Genomic DNA, 20,211 nt, shown 5'->3' with positions numbered 1-20,211 from the left:
CTCAGCCCGGCAGGAAGCTCTCCCCGGCGGCCAACGCCTGATCGAGGGTGTCGTAGAGCGCCAGCACCTGGTCCAGCCCGGTCACCTCGATCGGGCGGCGCACCTGCGAGGACACCACCACCCGCAGCCGCTGCGGGCTGGCCTGCTCGGACGCGGCCAGCAGCACACTCAGTCCGACCGACCCCATGAACGCGACCTGCGACAGGTCCACGATCGGCGGCTGTCCGCCGTCCGGCACGGTCTCCAGCGCGGACCGCAGCTGCGGCGCGGAGGTGATGTCGATCTCCCCCTGAGCCGCCACCACCGGCATGCCGTCGACCCGGCTGTGCGCCACGGTCAACATGCGCGAGACTCCACTGTCGGTCACGGCCACTCCTTGTCTGCGCCCGGCTGCCGACTTACGGGCAGCATCGAACAACTCTGCGATGCAAGGGTATATCGACGACCGGGCGGGCGGCTCCACAACATGGCGGAAACGGCACTCGAAACCGGGGCGAACCGCCGGTCAGCGCTCGGGAACGGGCCCGCCGCCCAGTAGGCGTCGCCGCTACGCGGGGCTATGGGCGAGTGCGCGTGACCGGGAATTCACCTGTGGGCGAACGGCCGAGCATCTCGGTGAAGCGCCAGTACTCGTCGTCCGGGACGCACAGTTCCCAGCAGGCGGTGGCGGTGGCGTCCCCGGGCCAGCACTCGGCCGGAACGACCTGGGCGGCCTGCTGTTCGCGCAGTCGCCGACACAGGTAGGCCGAGCCGATACTGGGGAGATATTCCAGCGCGGAATTCCAATCGGCGCCGGGTATCTCGGCGCCGACATCGGTGGAAACCACCACCGTGTGCGGCTTTCGTAGACTCATCGCGTTCATCCGGACAACCCCCGGCCTGTCGCAGGTACGGATCGCTGCTGTGTGCGCCCCATGAATTCTATTGCGACATTCGTAGCGCCACACCGCCTTTCACATTACCGGCAAGAGAAATCCTGGACCCTCGTACCGGTTCGGATAGACGCGAGCACCGGTGGCGTCATCGACACCGGTGCGCGAGCGGTCAGGCGTTGCTGCTCTGCCACTTCCAGTCACGGAGCGTGTCGCGAATGCGGGCGAAGATCTCCATCGGCGGTCCCGCCAGCAGATTCGCACTCGGCATCGCGGTCCCACCGGGATCCGGATAGGTGGGTGTGAGGGCCTCCGCGAAACGCACGACACCCGCCAGCCGCACCCGCTCCGGCACGGAGGTGTCGATCAGCAGCGGACCGAACTCCTCTTTCTCCTCCAGTTCCGCATGCGCGACGATCGTGTCGGCGAAAGAGCGGAACGTGGAGTCGAATTCGGGATGCTCGACACCCATTTCGTAGAGCCGGGCCAGCATCCGCTCGGCCTCGCGCTCCTCGTGCAGACGGCTGTCGACGATCTCAGAGCCGACCGAATGGCGGCGTGCCGCGGGGTGGACCACTTCCGCCTCGACACTCTCGTGGACCGCGAGCAGCCGCACGAGTTCGTCGAAGCGCCGCTGTTTCTCGGCTCCGGCGCTGATCCGCACCAGCTCCAGCACTCCCTTGATCCGACCGTGCTGTGCGAGCAGCAGGTCGATCACATCCGACTGATTCCCCTGGGTCATCGACAACCGCCTTTCACCGATTCTGGTGGGAGCGCTGACGCTCTTCTTGAACCGCGGCCTCGGCGCGCTCCTTGTCGGCCTGGGCCTCGCGCTTGGCGGCTTCGCGCTGGGCGTCGGCCTTGTCCTGCTGGCTCTGGCCCTCCGCGCGCAGATCGTCCTTGCCGAAGACCGCGCCGGCGACCTCCTTGGCCTTACCCTTCACACCTTCGGCGATGCCTTCCGCGCCTTCACGGGGTCCACTCTTGTCGTGCTCGGACATGGGATGCTCCTCGAAATTCGAATTACAGAGACAAACCCGCCGTACCCCGGCCGATGGCACCGAAACAGATTCCAGCCCTTGATGTTTCAACTTCTCTCGGCGGCGTGCCCGCGTAGCTCGTTTACCGCGCGCTCCCGGTGGTATCGCCCCGGGGTCCAGACCGAACTCGAGGAGCGCACCGTGACCGGCCCGCAGCAGAGATTCGTCCACGGGCCGCACAGTTCGGCGGACCGGGACGAAACATATTCCGACACAGCCATTTACGAATCTCATACCGTGCACTCCACCCGGTCGGTGGCCGGATGAGCGACAAGGAACTCCCGCACAGCGAATGGGTCGGGCAGCCGCATCCCGATGGCGAGCCGGAACCGATCACGGCCGCCGAAGCCGATGCCAGCGAACTGACCAGTTCCCGCTTTCCACTCGGCCAGCCCGGCAAGCGCTTCGATCGGCGCTCCCCGTTCATGATGGGCCTGACCGCGGCCGCCGGTGTGCTGGTCACGGTGGGTGCGGTGAAGGTGGTGCTGGCCGCGCACCAGGCGCTGCTGCTGGTGGTGGCGGCCCTGTTCCTGGCCATCGGCATCGAACCGGCGGTGTCGTGGCTGGCACGCCATCGGGTCCGGCGCAGTGTGGCGGTGGCGCTGGTGTTCCTGGTCGTGCTGATCGCACTGGGCGGGTTCCTGGCGGCCGCGATCACGCCGCTGATCAATCAGGGTCACGCCCTGATCGGGGATACCCCGGGCAAGCTGCACCACATCGAGGACACCTATCCGGCGCTGCGGCGCGCGGCCGATCGCATCCATCTCGATCAGAAGGTGCAGGACGCGGTGAACAGCAAGACCGACGATATCGGCCACGGCCTCGTGGGCGCGGGCAAGGTGGTGTTCGGCGCGGTGACCAGCACGGTGATCGTCGCCGTACTGACCGCGTACTTCTCGGCGAACTTTCCGAGCCTGCGCGCCAACCTGTATCGACTGTTCCCGCATACGAGGCGGCCGCGCGCGATTCTGATCGGCGACGCGATCTTCGCGAAGGTCGGCGGGTACGTGCTCGGCAACCTGCTGATCTCACTGATCACCGGGGTACTGACCTTCATCTGGCTGACCGTCTTCGGGGTGCCCTTCGCTCTGGTGCTGGCGGTGCTGGTCGCGGTGTTGGACTTGATCCCGCTGATCGGCTCGACACTGGCCGGTGTGATCATCGCCCTGGTGGCGTTGACCGTCTCATTGCCCGTATGTGTGACCACGATCGGCTTCTTCCTGGTGCTGCGGCTGCTCGAGGACTATCTACTGGCCCCCCGGATCATCGGCCGCACCGTCCGGGTGCCCGCGGTGGTGACGGTGGTGGCCGTGCTGATCGGCGGCTCACTGATGGGCGTGCTGGGCGCGCTGCTGGGCATCCCGGTGGCCGCGGCGGGCCTGCTGCTGGTCCGGGAGATGCTGTTCCCCCGGCTCGACCAGGACGCAAACCCGAGCCCCGCGTGAGCGGCCCCCGAAGACCGGAGCGCCGCGGCCGTTTACCCGGCCGGTCCGGTGGTACGGCCGCTGTATCCGGTCGACCCGAGGAGAACCCCTGTGCGCACTTCCGAACGCGGCTCGGCCACCTCCGCCCTCACCGCCGTCGAATTGCTCCACCGCACGATGGAACGACAGTCGTTGCAGCGCTTGGCAACCGAGGAAACGACCGTCGGCAGATCGCGACGCACCGATTCGGTCCCGCCGATCCAACCTCCCGACCCGGTTCCGACACCCCCGATGCCCACCCCGTCGCCGCTGCCACCGGTCCCCGGACCGGCGACGCCGCAGCCGGTCCCCGCGCCCCCGGAACCGATTCCGCCGAAGCCAGATCCGCGTTGGCAACGGCCTGAACTGCGGTTGGTGACCGACAACGTGTGATACAGCACCCTGGGCACCCACCAATCGGTCGCTTCGGCCGCACCCGCCCTACACTGGCCATTGTGGGGTGAGAGCGCGCCGACGCGGTCTCGCGAACGGGCAGTAATTCGTGCGGGTGCGGTTGATACCGATTGGGGCCCATGGTCAGCAGCGCGGTGCGTCTGAAGCAGTGGTGGCACGATCCGGTGGATCACCGGTGGCTCGTCCATGTGCTCGAACGCAATTCGATGCTGAACGCCGTGCGTTTCTCGGTCGGAGCGGGCGGTCTGCTGCTGGGGGTGAACGCGGCGGCGACGACAGCCTCGCCCGCCGGTCCGTCCGGCACCGTCGGCATGGTGGTCTTCGGGGTGGTGGTCGCGATCGCGGCGGCCTGGACGCTGCGCTGGTGGCTGCTGCGCTGGCCCAGTTCGACCGAGTCGCTGGTGCTGTTCGCCGTCGCCGATGTGACCATCACGGTGGCGTGCCTGCAGGACACCGATCGGGTGTACGGGTCGCTCGGCCTCGGCGAGCTGGTGATCACCGGGTCGTATCTGACCTTCTTCCACGGCCCCAAAGTCCTTGCCGCGCATGCCGCCTGGGCGGTGCTGTCGGTGCTGCTGCTGACCTGGCGGCTGGTGTCGCACGGCGGCGATGTGTACCTGGCGGTGTCGATCGTGCTGGTCGTGACGACGGCACTGGTGGTGGCGCTGCCCTCGCTGCAGTTCATGTTCTGGCTGGTGCGCGCCGAATCGCTGGCCGACCCGCTGACCAAGCTGGTGAACCGGCGGGGCCTGGACTTCCATCTGGCCCGGCTCTTCGACACCCGTGGCCCCGACCGGATCTGCGTGATGATCGCCGATCTGGATCGTTTCAAGAGCGTCAACGACCGCTTCGGTCATTCGGTGGGCGATCAGGTCCTCATTCGCACCGCCGACCAACTGCGCGCACTCGCGGGCCCGGATCTGGTGGTGGCGCGGACCGGCGGTGAGGAATTCGTGGTGGCCGGGCCACGCTGTCTGGCCACCGCTCGTGCCGACGCCGAACATTTCCGCCGGGCCGTCGCCTCCGACCCCGATATCCCGATCACCGTCAGCATCGGCGTCGCCGTGTTCGACCCCACCCACGACGCCTTCTGCCCGGCCCCCGAAGACCTGCTGCAGCGTGCGGATCTCGCGATGTATCAGGCCAAACAGCTCGGCGGAAATCGCGTCGTCGCGGACGAGCCGCTGGCGGTCCGCGCCTACCTGAACGCCGAATAGCGGGGACCGCCACGGACGGATACAGACCGGTCTTGTTCGCACCGCGAAACAAATTCACCGTCCACCCCACCGCCATTTCCGGTGCGCCCGCCCGGAATTCGTGTAAGACCCCTGGACAGATCCGCCCCCGACACGCCGGAAAGTGATAGTTTTTGTCTATGGCCGATTAGCGCCAGGATTCATTCTTTACCGAGGGAGATGCCCGTGTCCAGGGCTGTGCAGGTGGCCGCCGCGGCGGTGTGTGGCGGTGTTCTAGGGGTGGTTGCGAGCCTGTTCGGAGTGGGCGCGGCGCAGGCGGACGCCGCGCCCGGTCCGACCGTGGTGGATGGCACGGCGTATTTCGCTCTCGGAGACTGGAACTGCTCGATCGGGGCGGACGGCGCGGTGGGTTGCGACCTCGCGGCGCCGGCGTCGACGATGAATGTGTTGATTGCCGGGGTGCAGGTGCCCATTCCGAATGTGCCTGCGATTCTTATCAATTCGGTGTCCGCTCCCGCGCTGCCCCAGTGGGGCTCGAACGGCAGCCATACGCTGCCCGGCGGAAATCCCGGATTGCCGCGGGTGGACGCGGCGAACATTCACGACCCGCAGTATTCGCTCACCTATGCTGGAGCGACCTGTCAGATCACCTTCAAAGGCGCGGCCGTGTGCACCTCGATGGGTCATGGATTCAGCCAATGGGGACCAGTGCCTTTCGGCTACTGATCCCCATGGATTCACCGATTACCGGTACCAGACGCCGGAATCCCAGTCGCCGTAGTCCCAGACGTTGAAATCGTATCGACCATGCGCGCCTCCGAAGAGGTAACCCCACCAACCGGCGGAGGTGTCGCAGATCTGGTCATCGTGATTGCAGACGGTCAGCACCGGGAAGGACCCGAACCAATCGTCAACGCCCGCAAGCGGATACCCGACGATACCGCTACCCGGAGTGGAGGACAGTCCGGCCCAACCGGGCCCGGCGTCGCGCTTGGGATCCGCCAGCAGAATGGCGTTGGCATTATCGACATCCTGGTGTGCGGTGACCCAGGCATGCAGGATGCCCGCGCCCTCACTGTGCCCGATCAACCGAATGTGGTCGGCGGGACACTCGTTGCGGTGCAACCAGAACAACCGGTCGAGTTCGTTGTACCCCGACATCGGATCGGCGGAGTTGTACCCGACGGGCTGGTTCACGTACGGAGCGAAGGTCGACGACGAGTTGTCGCCGAGTCCACCGATGCCGATGGACCAGTCGCCCGTGCAGTCGTCGGCCGAGGCCTGCGGACTGGACATGTAGGTGATGGAGAAGAGGATGGCCAACAGTAATGCGGCGAAGAGCGCCGTTGCTCTACGCATGGTCGTACTCTCATAACTTTTCGTAGCTCCGGGTCCTGCCCGGCTTGAACACCATGTACCCAGAAATTGCTGGCGCTCTTGATATCTGACGAAACAGTTACAACGACCGCGATTTTGTAGGCCGTACCGCAATATCCGGGCAGGTCAGGAGGCGTCGGCGAACGCTCCGTCGATCAGCACCGGCACTGCTTTGCTGGCTTCGAGTTCGGTTGCGACGGCGACATCCGCACCGAATCCGTTGGCCGCCAACTCCAGTCCCGAAGCACACCCGGTGACGAGTGCCCCGATGTCGGCGATGCCCTCGTAACTCGCCTTGGCCGCCGACGCTTCCGGCGAGAGCGGGCCCACGCCGAGCGCGGCCAGCGCGGAGACGACCGCGGCCGCACCGAGCCAGTCCTCGACGGCGGGCCGCATCAGGTCCTGCCCGGGCCAGTGCTCGCCCGCGGCGATGATCGCGATCGGGTATTGCGCGGTGCCCCAGCCCTGTTCGGCGATCCAGCCCGCCACCGCCCGGGCGTTGCGCAAGCAGGCGGCGAGCACGGGCACGCCCTCGACCGCCGCGGAGATGGCCGAGCCGTTCGGCGAGGGCAGCACCAGCCGCTGCGGCGCGGGCGCACTGCGCAGTGCGGCGGGCGACAGCGACCACGGCTGCCGCGCGGAGACCGCGCTGCGTCCGACGGCGAGCTCGGCGCGTTGGGCGGCAGCGAATTCCGCGGCGGTGTCGTCACGCCACGGGTAGGGCAGCACCCGGGTGCCCGCGTCGACCGCCACCGACACCGAGGTCGTGAACGACAGCACGTCGACCACGATGACGGCGGCGCTGCCCGGACCCAGCGCCCGCGCCCCCGCCAGGCCCCAGTCCAGCCGCACTCCCCACGAGCGCTGCTTCGACCAGTCCGGAATATCCGACATACCAACTCCCCTGCGAGATAACATGTTTCCCCCATCGACCGTCCGGGGAAACCTCGCACACTACAGCCGTACGAACGGCCCTCAGTGCTCGGGCAGCGGTGGGGAGGACGTGAAGGTGACGGGCAAAGCGCTCAGCGCACGGTGGAACGGGCCTGGCCGCCAGGACAATTCAGCGGCGGGCACGGCCAGGCGGATATCGGGCAGCGCGTCGAGCAGCTGGTCGACGGCCTGCTGGGCGATGAGGTAGGCGACGGTACTGGCCGGGCAGGCGTGCGGGCCCACACCCCAGGCCAGGTGCGAGCGGTTTCCGGCGGAGGTTCCGGCGCGGATGGCGGGGTCGGTGTTGCAGGCGGCCATGCTGATCAGGACCGGCTGATGCGCGGGCAGCCAGTAGTCCTCGATGAGGGTGGTCTGCGGCGGAAAGCTGATGCAGAAGTTGGCCATCGGCGGATCGTCGAAGAGCACCTCGTCGAGGGCGTCGCGGGTGGAGAGGCTGCCGCCCAGGGCGCTGCCGCCGAATCGATCGTCGACCAGCATGAGCAGCAGGGCGTTGATGATCAGGTTCTGCTGCGGTTCGATGCCCGCGCCGTAGAGGGTGGCCAGCTGGTGCACCATCTCGGTGTCGCTGAGCCCGGTGGGGTGGCGCAGCATGCGGGTGGTGACGTCGTCGCCGGGTTGGGCGCGCTTGTGCTGGGCCAGCCGCAGCAGCGCGTCGACGAGCAGTTTGTTGCCGCGTTCCGCGCCGACGCCCTCGAAGATGGCGCGGAATCCCTCGGCCGCCTGCCCGGCGATCTCGACGGGGCAACCCAGTACCTGGTTGAGCACCTGGAAGGCGAGCGGAAAGGCGTAGTGCGGACCAGGTCCGCGGTTCCGGCGGCGCAGAACGAATTGATCTGCCCGACCGCGATCCGCTCCACCGTGTCCTGCAGCTTGTACTGGTCGATGCCGGTCAGGCCCGCCGTATTGGTCTGCCGGTAGCGGGCGTGCTCGTCACCGGCGTTGCGCAGGGCATTGGGCCGCCACTGCATCATGGGCAGCACCGGGCAGTCGGCGGGCACGCCCTGCTGCCAGACGCGCGGATCGGCGGGGAAGCGGTCCGGGTCGTTGAGAATCCTTACCGCCGTGCGGTATCCGAGGACCAGCGTCGCGGGTACGCCGGGGGCCAGCTCGACCGGGGCGAAGTCCCCGTGCTTCTCGCGCATCTCCCGGTAGGCCCGGTGCGGGTCGGCGGCGAATTCGGCGGTGTACATGGGGGTCCGGGGGCCGTTGTATTCGAACGGCGCGGGGTGCGAGGTACGGGCGGGTGACTCTGTCATCGGCGGACTCCACGCGGTGCACAACACTCCGCCGCTGCCGAACACCGCAGATCCCGGACGCGGAACGAAGCAACCCTACCCAGGTGTGCGGGATCGCGCGAGGGGTCCTGGACGGGCACGGGCAGCACAGGGTTGTGCGACACGGGGTTACGAGTGATCCGCCGGATCTACGTCAGCTCTGGACGCTGCGGGCAGCCGCCAGTTCGGGGTAGTACATCGCGAAGATGCCCAGGTCCGTTGCGCGAGCGAAGTCAGGGTGGTCGGACTGTTCGCGCAGCAGGCCCAGGGATTGGCGGCCGTAATAGCCGCTGTCCTCGGTGGATTGGGGTCGCGGTGTGATGCGGCCGGTCGCGATCGCGTCGAGGTTGCGTTCGAACAGGGTGGTGCAGGCGCGCAGGCCCTTGAGCATGATGTCCTGGAAGCCGTCGGCGTCGGTGATCGGGAATTCCTCGGTGTCGAGAACCGCTCCGGTGTCGACACCGGCGTCGATCTCGTGCAGGGTCGCGCCATAGGTGGTGTCGCCGTTGAGGATCGCGTGCGCGATGGCGGCCTCCGGCAGGCCGCGATGCCGGGGCAGCAGGCCGTTGTGGATGTTGTAGATGCGCAATCCCTTGTCCAGCAGCGGTTCCCGCAGGATGGTGGGGTTGTTGATCGAGAACACGATGCTGTCGCTCGAGGCGCTCGCGATCGTGTCGGCGTCGGCGTTCGCGTCGGCGGTGGCCAGCACCGGCAGCTGCCGGTCACCGGCGGCCGCCGCGTCGGGTACGACCACCAGGTCGACGGAATGGCCTGCGGCAGCGGCGAAGTCGACCGCTCGCCACAGTAGTGATCCGTGTCCGATGAAGATCATCAGTGCTCTCCCGCTCCGGCCGCGGCGACGGCCGCGCACACCCGGTCCAACGTCAAATGGTGGATGAGGCCCTCCACCTGGGCGACGAAGGCCTGTTCGGCCGCCGAACCGACGACCTGGCGTGAGACCTGTGCGAGCATCTCGACGGTGGCCAGGGAATCGCCGCCGAGGGCGAAGAAGTCGGAGTCCGCGCCCAGCTCTGCGCTGTCGCAGCGCAGGATTCGCGCCCAGATCTCGGCCACCTGGCGTCGGATGTCGGACTCGGGGTCTTCCTCCAGCAGCGGATCCGGTTCGGGCGCAGGGGTCGTCGACGCCGGGACTGCCTGCGGGGATTCCGCTTCGACCGTCGGCTCGGTCGCGTCGGCCACACCGTCGCGCAGGTTGGCCAGTGCGAGACGGTCGGTCTTCCCGTTACTGGTCAGCGGCAGTTCCGGGAGTCGATGGAAGGCGCTCGGAATCATGTAGGTCGGCAGCCGCTGGGCCAGGAAGTCGCGCAGCGCTCGATCATCGGGCTGCCCGTCGGGTGCCGTCGAGGCGGGCACCAGGTAGGCGTCCAGGACGTGGTCGCTGTGTTCCTCGCGGCGGCGGCTGATGACGGCCGCGGCCGTGACCTCGGGATGCGATTCCAGGACACAGCGGATCTCGTCGGGTTCCACCCGATTGCCGCGGATCTTCACCTGATGGTCGACGCGACCGGTGAATTCGAGGGTGCCGTCCGCGAGGCGACGCACCAGGTCGCCGGTCCGGTAGGTGGGTTCGCCGGCGATGGTGACGAAGCGTTCGGCGGTCAGCTCCGGCCGTTCGAGGTATCCCGCCGCGACCTGCGGTCCACCTACGTACAGTTCGCCCGACTCGCCGTCTGGGACCGGTTGACCGTCGGCGTCCAGCAAGTGCACGGTCGCGCCGGGGGCGGGCAGTCCGATCGGAGTCGAAGCCGCGCCGGGTGAGCGGGTGCCGCTGAGGACATGCGAGACGCACACCAGGGTCACCTCGGTCGGACCGTAGCTGTTGACCAATCGCACTGCCGGACCGAAGAATTCGCGCACGCGGCGGGCCAGATCGAGGCTCAGTTGCTCGCCGCCCAGCACGACGGTGCGCATGCCGGTCGGTCGGATGTCCTGCCGCAGTGCGACTTCCGCGAGACTGGGTGTCAGGAAAAGGGTGTCGGCCCCGTCCGCGCCGAACATGTGCGCCAGGGTGAGGTGGTTGATCTCGCCAGGTACCAGCACCACGGTGCCGCCCGCGATGATCGGGGACACCATCGCCATGCACGCCATATCGGCTGCGGGCGTGTGGTAGTGGGCGTACCGGGTCTCAGGTGTCAGGCGGTACCAGTCGAGGGCGGCGCGCAGGTAGTGCACGACCCCGTCGTGGGTGACGCGCACGCCCTTGGGGCGACCGGTGGAGCCGGAGGTGTAGGTGACGTAGGCGACATCACCGGGGGTGATGCCGGAATCGACGGTGTCGTAGCCGCTTTCGGGGAGATCCTCGAGAATCAGCGTCGGCACGGTGTCCCCGACCAGATCGGCGTGCTCGCGTTCGACCAGGCACAGTCGGACCCCGGAGTCGAGGAGGGTTCCGGTGAGGCGCTCGCGAGGATGCTTGGGGTCGAGGGGCAGGAAGGCGGCGCCGGCCTCGAGGATTCCCCACTGTCCGGCCTGGCCGAGCAGGCTGCGGCCGGACACGATGGCGACCACATCGCCGCGCTGGACGCCGTTCGCGCGCAGGATGGCCGCGATGGCCGTCGAGCGCGCACCCAGCTGCCCGTAGGTGAGTTCACCATCGGGTCCGACGATCGCGGGCGACTCCGGTCGTGCGGCGACCTGCTCCCGCAGTACGTCGACCAGCGTCCGTGCGGAATCGTTCCCGGTCACCACCGGTGCGGCGGGTTCGGTCAGTGCGGCGGCGATGCTGTCGAGCAATCGTTCCAGTCGTTCGGCGACGCCGCGACCGTTGCGGCACGACACCGTGATTCCGGTCGAGTTCTCGGATTCGACGATCGCGAAGCTGATCGGCGCGAGTCCGGTGTGCGCCGGGATGGCGACGATGCCGGTCGGGATGAAGTCCGGTCCGGCGAAGTCCTCGAGGGTGATCTTGCCCGCGTGGGAGACGATGGCCGAGCACAGGTTTCGATCCACCTTGCGGCCGACGGCTTCGACTCCGCGGATCACTCTGCGTGCGATCGGTTCGGGAATCTGTTCCAGGCCAGGGGATTTCATTTGATTCAGTTCGTCGCGGCGCATGAGTCCGGACACCATGCGCCCGTTGATGTCGCGCCAGCTCTCCCCCGGCACGGTGTCCAGGAACAGCGGCAGAGTGAGGTTGGCGGTGGAACGCAGGGCGGGATCGTGGCGACGCAGGTCGACCGGGATCATCAGACGGGTCTGCCCGCCGATGGTGTCGGTGATGATCTGGCCGATGCGGGCCACGGTCGCGGCGCCGACGCCCGGCACGGTGCGGTGTCGCAGCAGGAAGGGCCGTCCCGCGATATCGGCGCCACGGCCGACCGGGGAGCGGAACCGGGGCACCATCGCCACCGGCTTTCCGGGAATGCCGAGCCGGTGTGCGAGTTCGTGGTCGGTGGTCGCGTCCGCCGCGCCCTCGACGGGTGCGCCGCGCAGGGCGCGGAACACGTCACCCGCCCACATCTGCAACCCTTTGGCGTCCATGACGCCGTGGAAGGCCCGGAAGATCACCGTCACCGGGTCGGCGGTGAGCAGCACGACCTCGCAGTTGGGGGCTTCGGACACGTAATCCGGCCGGGCGAGCGGTGAATTCAGGACGGCGTCGTCAGTGAGGCGGTCGTAGTCGAGGGTGGCGTTCGCCAGTACCCGCACCCGCGGGGTGCCGCCCTCGCTGACCCAATCCTTGCCGGAGCGCACCAGTCGCGCCCCGGGGTGTGCGCGCGAAGCGAGATCGACCGCCTGCCGCAGACTGTCCGGATCGAGGCTGCCCATACCTTCGACGGCGACCTGAATCAGGAAGTGCGGGTGGACCTCCCGTGCCGACAGATACAACCACTCGGTGGGCGAGATGCGGCGACGGAAGGCGCTGCTCAACTGGATCGACTCCTCTAGACGCGCGTACGGGCCCGCCGGAGCCACTCCGGCCGGAACTCGCACACAGTCTAGGGTCCGCAAACGCCAAGCTACGGTGTGTGTTTTCTCTCATCCGATTCCGCTGCACGTCGCGAAAGCAGTTCGACCACAACGGATTCCGCAATTCCACAGGCTGTCGTGAGTCTGGTTGTGCAGGTGCACATCGAGAGCGGGATCACTCCGCGGGGGCGGTGCGGACGCGGCCGTCGTCGGCGCGGTAGCCCAGGGCGTAGCTGGGGCAGCGGTCGATGACGGTGACGATCTCGTCGACGGTGGCGGCCGCGGGGTCGATCCAGGGGCGGCGGTCGCGGTCGAAGACGCTGGGCAGTCCGTGCACGCATTCGGCGGCGTGCTTACAGCGCTGCGCCTCCCAGGTGATGACGATGCCGGGCGCGGGATATTCACGGATCGCCGGACGTGGTTCAGGTTGATCTTCACGCACGATGTCGGACATGATTCGACCTACCTTCCGATGCTGGTGAGAGCATGGAAAGTCTACCCGCGACCACCACGGCATTGCCGCCGCGCTGCTTGGCCTGGTACATGGCCGTGTCGGCGGACCGGATCACCTCGCGCACCGGCTGATCGCACGGCCGCGCCGCCGGGGCGTGGAATACGGCCAGCCCGATGCTCGCGGTGACCGAGATCGACCCGATCGGTTCGGCGACCGCCCGCAGCAGGCGTTCGGCCGCCGCGCGCGCGTCCTCCACGGGCATCCGCACGATGATCGCGAATTCCTCACCGCCGAAGCGGGACACGATGCTGTGGGCGGGTGCGGCCCGGCGCAGGCGTTCGGCGGTGCGGACCAGGACATCGTCACCGGCGGAATGCCCGAAGGTGTCGTTCACGGTTTTGAAGCGATCGAGGTCGATCATCATGACGGAGACCGGGATCGGGCCGGGCCGGGCGAACATGCCCGCCGAGTGATAGTCGAGTCCGCGCCTGCTCAGCAGCATGGTGAGCGGGTCCGAGAGCATCTCGCTGCGCAGCGCCCAGTAGCAGAATTGCAGGCCCGGCGGGACCACGACGGCCGCGCCCATCCCCAGGATCAGGATCACCGCGGAGCTGATGTCGCCGCTGCTGAACATCGGGACGGCCAGCAGCACGGCGGCGGTGAGCGACCAGATCGTGTGGACCGCAAGCGCTTTCGTGCCGTGGAAGGCGCTGACGTACACGCCGACGATCAGTAGCAGCATCATGCCCACCGACCGGACCACGTATCCGGGACTCAATGCGCACACCAGGGTGATGCAGACGTCGGCGGATGCGGCCAGCAGCAACGATTCCCATTCCGAGGGCCAGCCGCCGAGCCACCAGTGCAGGGTCCACACCACGCCCAGGGCGATCAGCACCCACAGCGCGATGCGTGCCAACTGATTCTGCGGGCCCTGCGCGGACAGTACGGTCAGCATTCCGATGGTCGGTCCGGCCAGTCCGCACAGTCCGATCGCGGCTCTCAGCACGCCGAGGGTGGAGCGGGCGGCGAGTGCGCCGACGACCCATCGATAGTCGACGTCTTCGCGCCACCATCCGCCGAGCATTCGAAGCTGATCTCGCACGCATTACCCCTCTGCGCCGAACAAACCCTCCTGCACACCTGCGACCACGCATCCCGGCAACCGCCCCGACCGGATGCGCGAATCCTATTCAGCCACATAGCGGCTACCTCGCCAATGTAACCCATGTCACATCAGCGAATTATGGTGTCCGCCGCCATTACTCCTGGTCGGGTGCGGCTCGCCGGAGTTGGGCGGCGAGCCAGAGCACCACGCCATAGCCGAATGCCGCGTCGCCACCGGATACCAGTGCCGAGGTCGGGAAGATGATGGCGTGCCGCAGTCCGGCGTCCGCGAGGGCCCGTACCCGGGCGAGGATCTCGCGCGGCGTGCCGACCAGCAGCCACTCCCGCAGGATCTCCTCGGTGACCTCGGCACTGGCTTCGCGCACTTCGGCTTTGGTCAGGCGATGCGGCATGAGATCGATGAGGCCGCGGAAGTCCTCGCCGAAGGGATGTTTCACCCCGCAGCGCGCCCACACCGCCCCCGGTGCGAACAATCCGACATAGCGGACGGACGGTGTGCGCAGCAGGCGTTGTACACCGGCCGGGGTGCGCGCGGTCACGATCGAGAGCATCTGCGCCGCAACGATCGCCTCGGGATCGCGTCCCGCCGCCACCGCCGACGCCCGCACCACCCCCAGCCGTCGCGCGTACTCATCCGGCGACATGGCCTCCCACGGATACCACCCGTCGCCGTAGCGCCCCGTCAATTCCAGCATCCGCGGCCCGTGCGCCCCCACCCAGATCTGCGGCATCCGCCCCGGCGGCGCCGTCAAATCCAGTGGGGCCCCGTCCATCTGGTAGTACTTCCCCGAAAAGTCCATCGGCCCCGTGGAACTCAACGCCGCCCGTAAAATCTGCAACGCCTCCTCCAGCCGATCCACCGGCCGATTCCACTCGAACCCGTACGGCTCCAGATTCTCCCGCTCCCCCGAGCCGATCCCCAGAATCGGCGGCACCTTCGTCATATGCGCCAACGTCAAAAACGTCTGCGCCAGCAACACCGGATGCCTCCGATGCGGATCGGTGGCCCCCACCCCCAACTGCACCCGTCCGGCCCCCGCCGCCAAATGTGCCAGCAGCGGCGCGAAGTCGAACTGCTCGTCCGGACTCCCCTTGGCCTGCGGCGAGAACTCCCCGTCCCACGCCGCCTTCGGAAACACCCCGACCAAATGATCCGTGGCCAACACCGAATCCAACCGCCCCGCCCGAGCCATCCGCACCACGAACCGAGCCGCCCCGATCGGCGGATTGATCCCCGCCATCGTCCCCACCGAAAACGCCTTCACCCCAGAGCCCACCACAACAGTCTCCTCTCGCCATCCCACGCGAACCGGAACCCGTTCGATTATCCCGCCGGCAACTCCTCCCCGTCGCACCATCCATGAACCCTGTTGCAGCACAAACAATTATCCGGCCTCAACCCAGCAGGCCGACCGATCCTGTTGCGGCACTGCACTGGCCGACCTCCCGATACGGTGGCCGATTTCAACACGCGGACGGCCGACGATACTTGTCCACCGCGCTGGGCACACGAAGCGGAACTGGAAGACCGACGAGGGAGACCGACTATGCAGCAAACCGTCAGGCACGGATTCCGGCACCGCCGACTGTTCGGTCTGGTCATCGCGGCACTGCTCGTCCCGCTGGCCTCGGTAGCCGGCGCCGGACCGGCAGCCCAGGCAGCGCCAACCGCACAACTGAACAGGTACTGCGGCGATCACGGGGCAGTCGGGAGGCTTTCCAATGGCCGCACCGTCTACTGCGTTCAAGTGCAGCGCACCGATGCCTTCGTATGGTCCTACAGCAGTGATCCAATCCCGATGGACCCCAATTCGCGCGGCTACAACTGCAATTCACAGACGTGCCGCTGGCCCGACGGCTCGACGGTCCCGAACTACCAGCGGTGCGGACTTCTGTGCGGCGAACCGCCGACGAACAGCGACATCCAAAGTGGCCTCAACGACTGTTTTCAAACCGGTGCGGACTTCGAAGACTGCGAAAGCCGTATTCGCTGAACCGACCTCGGCACTCCAGACGGCCGCAACTCGCCACCGTCAGCTCATTCGAGTCCTCGGTCGGCAACCGCAGCCGTGAAGGTGTCCCAAGCCGTCGCGTCGAAAACCAGAGTCCCGCCATCAGGGTCCTTGGAGTCACGGACTCCCACTCGAGATTCGTCGAGGAAGGCGACTTCCACGCATTCCTGTCCGCCGGAGCTATGACGTGACGTGAACCAGCGCACGTCGCCGGGGTCAATATCCACTCTCGTTCTCCCTTGCCATCTCGCGGAGCAGATCTCTCGTAAGCCGCGCGTCCAATGCGGCGCATCGCACCCTCTCGAATGCTGCCTGATGCCTGTCCACATCGCTGGTCCGCTCCAGATACATACTGCCGGTGAAACTCTCAGCGAAGATGACTGTCGGCTCGATCGGTCTGCCCTTCGCGTCGATTCCGAAGTTCAGGATGACGAACGGGGGCAGTGGCATTCCCATCGGATACCCGGCGTGAAAGGGCAGAACTCGAAGGTCGATGTTCTCGCGCGTCGTCAGATCCGCGAGGTGGCGCAGTTGTGCGGCCATGACGTGCCGGTCTCCCACACGAGTGCGCACTGCCGCTTCGTGCAGCACGATCGAAGCGGCAGCGGGCTTACGGGTCCTCGAGATGATGGCCTGACGACGCATCCTCACCTCGACGCGCCGCTCGAGTTCTGTGTCGGTCTCATCCGCGAAATAGGTCCGATCCAAACAGCGTGCGTAGGCGGCGGTCTGGAGGAGACCCGGAACGATCAACGGCTGGTACACCGTCAACCGGCGGGCCGAGGCTTCCAGCCCCACATACAGATTGAAGTTCGCCGGTATGAGGTCACCATAGGCGTGCCACCACGATCTGACCGGAGCCTGCTGCGCCAGCCCGGTGAGGACGGCGCTGCGATCCTCCGCCACGCTGTACAGCTCGCACAGATCCGTGATCTCACGGACTCGCACGCGTTCTGTCTGCCCTTTTTCGAGCCGCTGCAACGTGCTTCGGCCCCACTCCATCAGCCGCGCCGCCTCATCCAAGGTGAGATTCGCGGCCTCACGTGCCTCACGCAGGTAACGCCCAAGTTGGCGGCGGGGAAGGGTGCTGCTCTCACTGTCGGACATCGGGACCACCCCGGTACGTGGATTTCAACCGTTCCGGGAACGAGTGTGCGACCGCAGCGGACATCGCGCAGGCATTTCGAGTCAATCATTCCGGACTTCCGGATCGGGCAGTTCAGAACACGCGTCCACGGTCTCCTCGATACACGCGACCTCTCGCGTGCGAGCCGAGGATCGGAGCCCACCATGACCGTGATGATCGCCTTCATTTCGACCACCATCCTGATATTGACGGCCGCAATGTCGCCCGCTGTCGACAGGCGGGAGCCGCGCCATCGAAATGGGCTGTCAGTCAGAACAATTCAGACAAGAATCAGCAGCGAGCGGACGCACACCGCCGTACCGGTCGGGAGGCTGTGATGCGATCGCAACCCACGGCGATCGGGTATCTGCGCAGCGACGTCTCCGGCATTCGGCAGACATGGGACGAGGCTCAGATCCGCAGCATGGCAAGGCGTCTGGGCTATTCGTTGACGAAGACGGTGGTGTTCAGCGAGCGGGTTGCGACGCCGGTGGACAGACTGATCAATGTGGTGCTCCGAACCGACGTCGATGCGGTTCTCACGCCCAGCCTCGAACATCTCGGGTCGACTCCCCCGGCCCCCCTGATTCAGGTGGTCGACTTGATCACCGTCGACCCGCACGCGACCTACGCACGCTGGGCCGTTTTGCCGATTACGCGGCCGGACGACCGCTAGGAAATACACGTTACCTGCTGTAGCGGAAACTTCGGTTCGTGTGACAGCCTGTAGCGGTACTGCTGAAATCACGAGAGGTGCAGGTCAATGGCGACCGATGTAACCGTTCCCCAGCCGGGCACTACCGGGCGGATTTCCGCCTTTCACCGGGGTGAATTGGTCTTCCCGGTGGTCGATTCCGGGCCGATCGACGGTGATCCGGTGCTGTTGTTGCACGGGTGGCCGCAGGATTCGCGCAGTTGGGACGAAGTGGCGGCGCTGCTCAATCAGGCTGGGTTTCGTACCTTCGCGCCGGATCTGCGCGGCACCGGAGCGGGTGCTCCTCGATGGCGGTGGCAGTACCGGCTGGACGAGTTGGCCGCGGATGTGGTGTCGATGGTCGAGGAGATCGGGCGGCCCACCCATGTGGTCGGGCACGACTGGGGTGCGGCGGCAGCGTGGGCGGCGGCGATCACGGGTTCCGATGGGGTGCGGTCACTTTCGGCACTGTCGGTGCCCCACCCCGGAGCGTTCGCCCGCTCGATCCTCACCAGCCGTCAGGGCCTGGCCTCCTGGTACATGTACTTCTTCCAGCTTCCGGTGATTCCCGAACTGGCACTACGAACCCCACTGTTCCGAGGAATGCTCCGCCAGACCGGCCAGTCCGAGGAAATGGCACGCCGGGACGGAAATCGCCTGCGTGACAGAGCAATCGCCCGAGGCGGCCTGCACTGGTACCGAGGCATGCTCTTCTCCTCCCCGCGCCTCCTGCGCGGGCGAGTCACCGCCCCGGTACTCCAAATCTGGAGCGACGCCGACACAGCAGTACTCGACACCGGCGTAAAACTGACCGACCGATACGTCGACGGCCCCTTCCACCTCGAGGTGCTCCCCGGCGTATCCCATTGGATCCCCGAGGAAGCCCCCGAACTGGTCACCCAAACTCTCCTCACCCACTTCGCGAGGACAAACGAGTAACCGGGGAGGCTGCTACTCAAAGACAGCGTCAAGGCTGTCCGAATCAAGAACCCGCACGGTCCAGAGGCGCAGCTCCGCGATATCCGCAGCACGGACCCTGCCCGATATCGCGACCGACACCGGCCCGAACCTGAGCGCCAGTTGCTCGAGCACCGTCTCTGCGCGCCCACGCATTTCGCCACGAGCTTCGCCTTCGGCGCGCAGCCGATCTGCAGTTGACACGATGACCTCCCAAGTGTGGCCTGAGCCGGTTGGCGATGAGTTCAGGTCGACGACGCGGATTCTCGACCTGATCCGGCAAGTTACTCCCAGCATTCCTGCGACACGCAGGTTTCCGATGATCGGTCACGACAGCCGCGTGAGGCGGTCCTATTCGGTTGCGGCCGTGGCGAAGCGGGTGGCTATGTCGGTGGCGCTCACCTTGGCGAGTTCGATGAGGAAAGGGAGGCGTTCGGGGATCATCAGGGTGGTGGGGCCTCGGAGGCCTAGGGCGAAGCGGCAGCGGCCGGTGGGGTCGAGGATGGGGACGCCGATCGTGCGGAAGCCGGGGTCCAGTTCTTCGTTGTTGTAGGCGTGGCCTCGGGAGCGGGTGCGGGTTAGTTCTTCGCGGAGTTCAGTGGGGCCGGAGACGGAGCGGGCGGTGCCCTCGTCGTACGGGAGCGCTTGAAGTTCTTCGTCGGAGGTGTCGGACCAGGCGAGGAGGGTTTTGCCGAGGGCGCTGGCGTGCAAGGGGAGTCGGACGCCCTGGAGGCTGTGGCCGTCGGTTTCGCGCCAGCGGCTGGTGCCGAGCAGGACCGCGTGGATGCTGTGGCGGATCGCTACCGAGGCGCTGGCGCCGGTGGTGTTGGCGAGCTGTTCCAGGCAGGGTTCGGCCAGGTAGATGCGGTGTTGGCGGTAGGCGATCTGGCCGTATTCGGCGAGGGCGCCGCCCATGCGGTAGCGGCTGGATTCCTCGTCCTTCTCCAGGAATCCGGCGGATACCAGGGCTGCGAGGAGGCGGTGGGTGGTGCTGACGGCGAGGCCCTGCTGGCGGGCGATCTCCGAGACGCCGCGCTCGTCACCGCTTCGGAAACAATCGAGCACCGACAGGGCACGGGCGACGGTTTGAACACCGGAGGCTTCCACGGCAGCGACGGTAGCACGGGGGAAAACAGCCGAACGGCGATCCTTTCCACTATTTGGAAAGCTGGGCCGCAAGGGAGTTCGCGTCGGCGTGAGCAGAACTCTTTCGTAGAGCTGCACTTTCGATAGAGACAGCAGGGTCGGAACCGACATATCCGCTGTCACCCCGACCTGTCAAGCGTTCCGATCCTCGGAAAGCATTACCTCGCCGCCGGG

The 20,211-nt window shown here is 66.9% G+C and carries 21 protein-coding genes and 1 pseudogene; 6 read left to right on the top strand and 16 right to left on the bottom strand.

Features of this window, described 5'->3' with window-relative positions:
- Position 1 precedes the first annotated feature (1 nt).
- The 4 genes from OG300_RS06450 to OG300_RS06435 form a co-directional block, all read right to left on the bottom strand.
- A complete protein-coding gene (locus OG300_RS06450; protein WP_405493124.1) occupies positions 2–367 on the bottom strand; it encodes an STAS domain-containing protein in 366 nt (121 codons plus the stop codon).
- A 190-nt stretch (positions 368–557) separates the two neighbouring features.
- On the bottom strand, positions 558–854 hold the full coding sequence (locus tag OG300_RS06445) for a hypothetical protein (protein WP_405493122.1): 297 nt from the start codon (positions 852–854) through the stop codon (positions 558–560).
- 190 nt (positions 855–1,044) lie between these two features.
- Entirely contained in the window at positions 1,045–1,614 is a 570-nt protein-coding gene (locus OG300_RS06440; protein ID WP_405493120.1) for a hemerythrin domain-containing protein, read from the bottom strand.
- A 13-nt stretch (positions 1,615–1,627) separates the two neighbouring features.
- Complete coding sequence (locus OG300_RS06435; protein WP_405493118.1) at positions 1,628–1,873, bottom strand: CsbD family protein; 246 nt, start codon at positions 1,871–1,873, stop codon at positions 1,628–1,630.
- A 302-nt stretch (positions 1,874–2,175) separates the two neighbouring features.
- On the opposite strand from OG300_RS06435, the gene OG300_RS06430 reads away from it, so the two are divergent.
- The 3 genes from OG300_RS06430 to OG300_RS06420 all read left to right on the top strand — a co-directional run bounded on the left by OG300_RS06430 (position 2,176) and on the right by OG300_RS06420 (position 5,711).
- Positions 2,176–3,357, top strand: coding sequence for an AI-2E family transporter (locus OG300_RS06430; protein ID WP_405493116.1), 1,182 nt, complete (start codon positions 2,176–2,178; stop codon positions 3,355–3,357).
- A 551-nt stretch (positions 3,358–3,908) separates the two neighbouring features.
- A complete protein-coding gene (locus tag OG300_RS06425) occupies positions 3,909–5,006 on the top strand; it encodes a diguanylate cyclase domain-containing protein (RefSeq protein ID WP_405493114.1) in 1,098 nt (365 codons plus the stop codon).
- Between the two features lie 222 nt (positions 5,007–5,228).
- Positions 5,229–5,711 (top strand): hypothetical protein, encoded by a 483-nt coding sequence (locus tag OG300_RS06420; RefSeq protein ID WP_405493112.1) that lies wholly within the window; start codon positions 5,229–5,231, stop codon positions 5,709–5,711.
- 18 nt (positions 5,712–5,729) lie between these two features.
- On the opposite strand, the gene OG300_RS06415 is transcribed toward OG300_RS06420, so the two are convergent.
- From OG300_RS06415 to OG300_RS06380, 8 genes and pseudogenes are all read right to left on the bottom strand, one after another.
- Positions 5,730–6,344, bottom strand: coding sequence for a hypothetical protein (locus OG300_RS06415; RefSeq protein WP_405493110.1), 615 nt, complete (start codon positions 6,342–6,344; stop codon positions 5,730–5,732).
- Positions 6,345–6,488: 144 nt separating this feature from the next.
- Positions 6,489–7,256, bottom strand: a complete 768-nt coding sequence (locus tag OG300_RS06410; RefSeq protein WP_405493108.1) for a 2-phosphosulfolactate phosphatase — start codon at positions 7,254–7,256, stop codon at positions 6,489–6,491.
- A gap of 81 nt (positions 7,257–7,337) precedes the next feature.
- Positions 7,338–8,572, bottom strand: a pseudogene (locus OG300_RS06405) (cytochrome P450).
- Positions 8,573–8,744: 172 nt separating this feature from the next.
- Positions 8,745–9,422: a formyltransferase family protein gene (locus tag OG300_RS06400; RefSeq protein ID WP_405493106.1), complete on the bottom strand. Its 678-nt coding sequence runs from the start codon at positions 9,420–9,422 to the stop codon at positions 8,745–8,747.
- Positions 9,422–12,481 (bottom strand): non-ribosomal peptide synthetase, encoded by a 3,060-nt coding sequence (locus OG300_RS06395; protein ID WP_405493104.1) that lies wholly within the window; start codon positions 12,479–12,481, stop codon positions 9,422–9,424. The genes OG300_RS06400 and OG300_RS06395 overlap by 1 nt, the downstream gene beginning before the upstream one ends.
- A 214-nt stretch (positions 12,482–12,695) precedes the next feature.
- On the bottom strand, positions 12,696–12,974 hold the full coding sequence (locus OG300_RS06390; protein ID WP_405493102.1) for a (4Fe-4S)-binding protein: 279 nt from the start codon (positions 12,972–12,974) through the stop codon (positions 12,696–12,698).
- Positions 12,955–14,079 carry a GGDEF domain-containing protein gene (locus OG300_RS06385; protein ID WP_405493100.1) on the bottom strand — a complete coding sequence of 375 codons (1,125 nt, stop codon included), beginning with the start codon at positions 14,077–14,079 and terminating at the stop codon, positions 12,955–12,957. The genes OG300_RS06390 and OG300_RS06385 overlap by 20 nt, the downstream gene beginning before the upstream one ends.
- A 157-nt stretch (positions 14,080–14,236) precedes the next feature.
- Positions 14,237–15,382 (bottom strand): LLM class flavin-dependent oxidoreductase, encoded by a 1,146-nt coding sequence (locus OG300_RS06380; RefSeq protein WP_405493098.1) that lies wholly within the window; start codon positions 15,380–15,382, stop codon positions 14,237–14,239.
- A gap of 267 nt (positions 15,383–15,649) precedes the next feature.
- Between OG300_RS06380 and OG300_RS06375 the strand changes: the two genes are divergently transcribed.
- Positions 15,650–16,096, top strand: a complete 447-nt coding sequence (locus OG300_RS06375) for a hypothetical protein (RefSeq protein WP_405493096.1) — start codon at positions 15,650–15,652, stop codon at positions 16,094–16,096.
- A 44-nt stretch (positions 16,097–16,140) separates the two neighbouring features.
- Here the strand turns inward: OG300_RS06375 and OG300_RS06370 are convergent, their stop codons facing one another.
- Together OG300_RS06370 and OG300_RS06365 are read right to left on the bottom strand one after the other, a co-directional pair.
- A complete protein-coding gene (locus tag OG300_RS06370) occupies positions 16,141–16,443 on the bottom strand; it encodes a DUF397 domain-containing protein (RefSeq protein WP_405493094.1) in 303 nt (100 codons plus the stop codon).
- Entirely contained in the window at positions 16,331–17,221 is an 891-nt protein-coding gene (locus OG300_RS06365) for a helix-turn-helix domain-containing protein (RefSeq protein WP_405493092.1), read from the bottom strand. Before OG300_RS06365 ends, OG300_RS06370 begins: the two co-directional genes overlap by 113 nt.
- A 356-nt stretch (positions 17,222–17,577) precedes the next feature.
- Here OG300_RS06365 and OG300_RS06360 point away from each other — a divergent pair, with 356 nt between their 5' ends.
- Together OG300_RS06360 and OG300_RS06355 are read left to right on the top strand one after the other, a co-directional pair.
- Positions 17,578–17,916: a hypothetical protein gene (locus OG300_RS06360; RefSeq protein WP_405493090.1), complete on the top strand. Its 339-nt coding sequence runs from the start codon at positions 17,578–17,580 to the stop codon at positions 17,914–17,916.
- Between the two features lie 87 nt (positions 17,917–18,003).
- A complete protein-coding gene (locus tag OG300_RS06355; protein WP_405493088.1) occupies positions 18,004–18,873 on the top strand; it encodes an alpha/beta fold hydrolase in 870 nt (289 codons plus the stop codon).
- 12 nt (positions 18,874–18,885) lie between these two features.
- On the opposite strand, the gene OG300_RS06350 is transcribed toward OG300_RS06355, so the two are convergent.
- Positions 18,886–19,095, bottom strand: coding sequence for a hypothetical protein (locus OG300_RS06350; protein WP_405493086.1), 210 nt, complete (start codon positions 19,093–19,095; stop codon positions 18,886–18,888).
- A 147-nt stretch (positions 19,096–19,242) separates the two neighbouring features.
- On the bottom strand, positions 19,243–19,998 hold the full coding sequence (locus OG300_RS06345) for an IclR family transcriptional regulator (protein WP_405493084.1): 756 nt from the start codon (positions 19,996–19,998) through the stop codon (positions 19,243–19,245).
- Between the last annotated feature and the right edge of the window lie 213 nt (positions 19,999–20,211).

Source organism: Nocardia sp. NBC_00511 (assembly GCF_045161165.1).
In the GTDB taxonomy this organism is placed as follows: Bacteria; Actinomycetota; Actinomycetes; order Mycobacteriales; family Mycobacteriaceae; genus Nocardia.
Note: the sequence above shows the minus strand (reverse complement) of the source record. Positions and strands in the feature narration are given on the sequence as shown.

What these genes read in the sequence shown, in the direction of transcription:
- OG300_RS06445 (WP_405493122.1), bottom strand. Translation starts at nt 854, where the DNA reads ATGAGTCTACGAAAGCCGCACACGGTGGTGGTTTCCACCGATGTCGGC.
- OG300_RS06440 (WP_405493120.1), bottom strand. Translation starts at nt 1,614, where the DNA reads ATGACCCAGGGGAATCAGTCGGATGTGATCGACCTGCTGCTCGCACAG.
- OG300_RS06435 (WP_405493118.1), bottom strand. Translation starts at nt 1,873, where the DNA reads ATGTCCGAGCACGACAAGAGTGGACCCCGTGAAGGCGCGGAAGGCATC.
- OG300_RS06430 (WP_405493116.1), top strand. Translation starts at nt 2,176, where the DNA reads ATGAGCGACAAGGAACTCCCGCACAGCGAATGGGTCGGGCAGCCGCAT.
- OG300_RS06425 (WP_405493114.1), top strand. Translation starts at nt 3,909, where the DNA reads ATGGTCAGCAGCGCGGTGCGTCTGAAGCAGTGGTGGCACGATCCGGTG.
- OG300_RS06415 (WP_405493110.1), bottom strand. Translation starts at nt 6,344, where the DNA reads ATGCGTAGAGCAACGGCGCTCTTCGCCGCATTACTGTTGGCCATCCTC.
- OG300_RS06410 (WP_405493108.1), bottom strand. Translation starts at nt 7,256, where the DNA reads ATGTCGGATATTCCGGACTGGTCGAAGCAGCGCTCGTGGGGAGTGCGG.
- OG300_RS06400 (WP_405493106.1), bottom strand. Translation starts at nt 9,422, where the DNA reads ATGATCTTCATCGGACACGGATCACTACTGTGGCGAGCGGTCGACTTC.
- OG300_RS06390 (WP_405493102.1), bottom strand. Translation starts at nt 12,974, where the DNA reads ATGTCCGACATCGTGCGTGAAGATCAACCTGAACCACGTCCGGCGATC.
- OG300_RS06375 (WP_405493096.1), top strand. Translation starts at nt 15,650, where the DNA reads ATGCAGCAAACCGTCAGGCACGGATTCCGGCACCGCCGACTGTTCGGT.
- OG300_RS06370 (WP_405493094.1), bottom strand. Translation starts at nt 16,443, where the DNA reads ATGTGGACAGGCATCAGGCAGCATTCGAGAGGGTGCGATGCGCCGCAT.
- OG300_RS06365 (WP_405493092.1), bottom strand. Translation starts at nt 17,221, where the DNA reads ATGTCCGACAGTGAGAGCAGCACCCTTCCCCGCCGCCAACTTGGGCGT.
- OG300_RS06360 (WP_405493090.1), top strand. Translation starts at nt 17,578, where the DNA reads ATGCGATCGCAACCCACGGCGATCGGGTATCTGCGCAGCGACGTCTCC.
- OG300_RS06355 (WP_405493088.1), top strand. Translation starts at nt 18,004, where the DNA reads ATGGCGACCGATGTAACCGTTCCCCAGCCGGGCACTACCGGGCGGATT.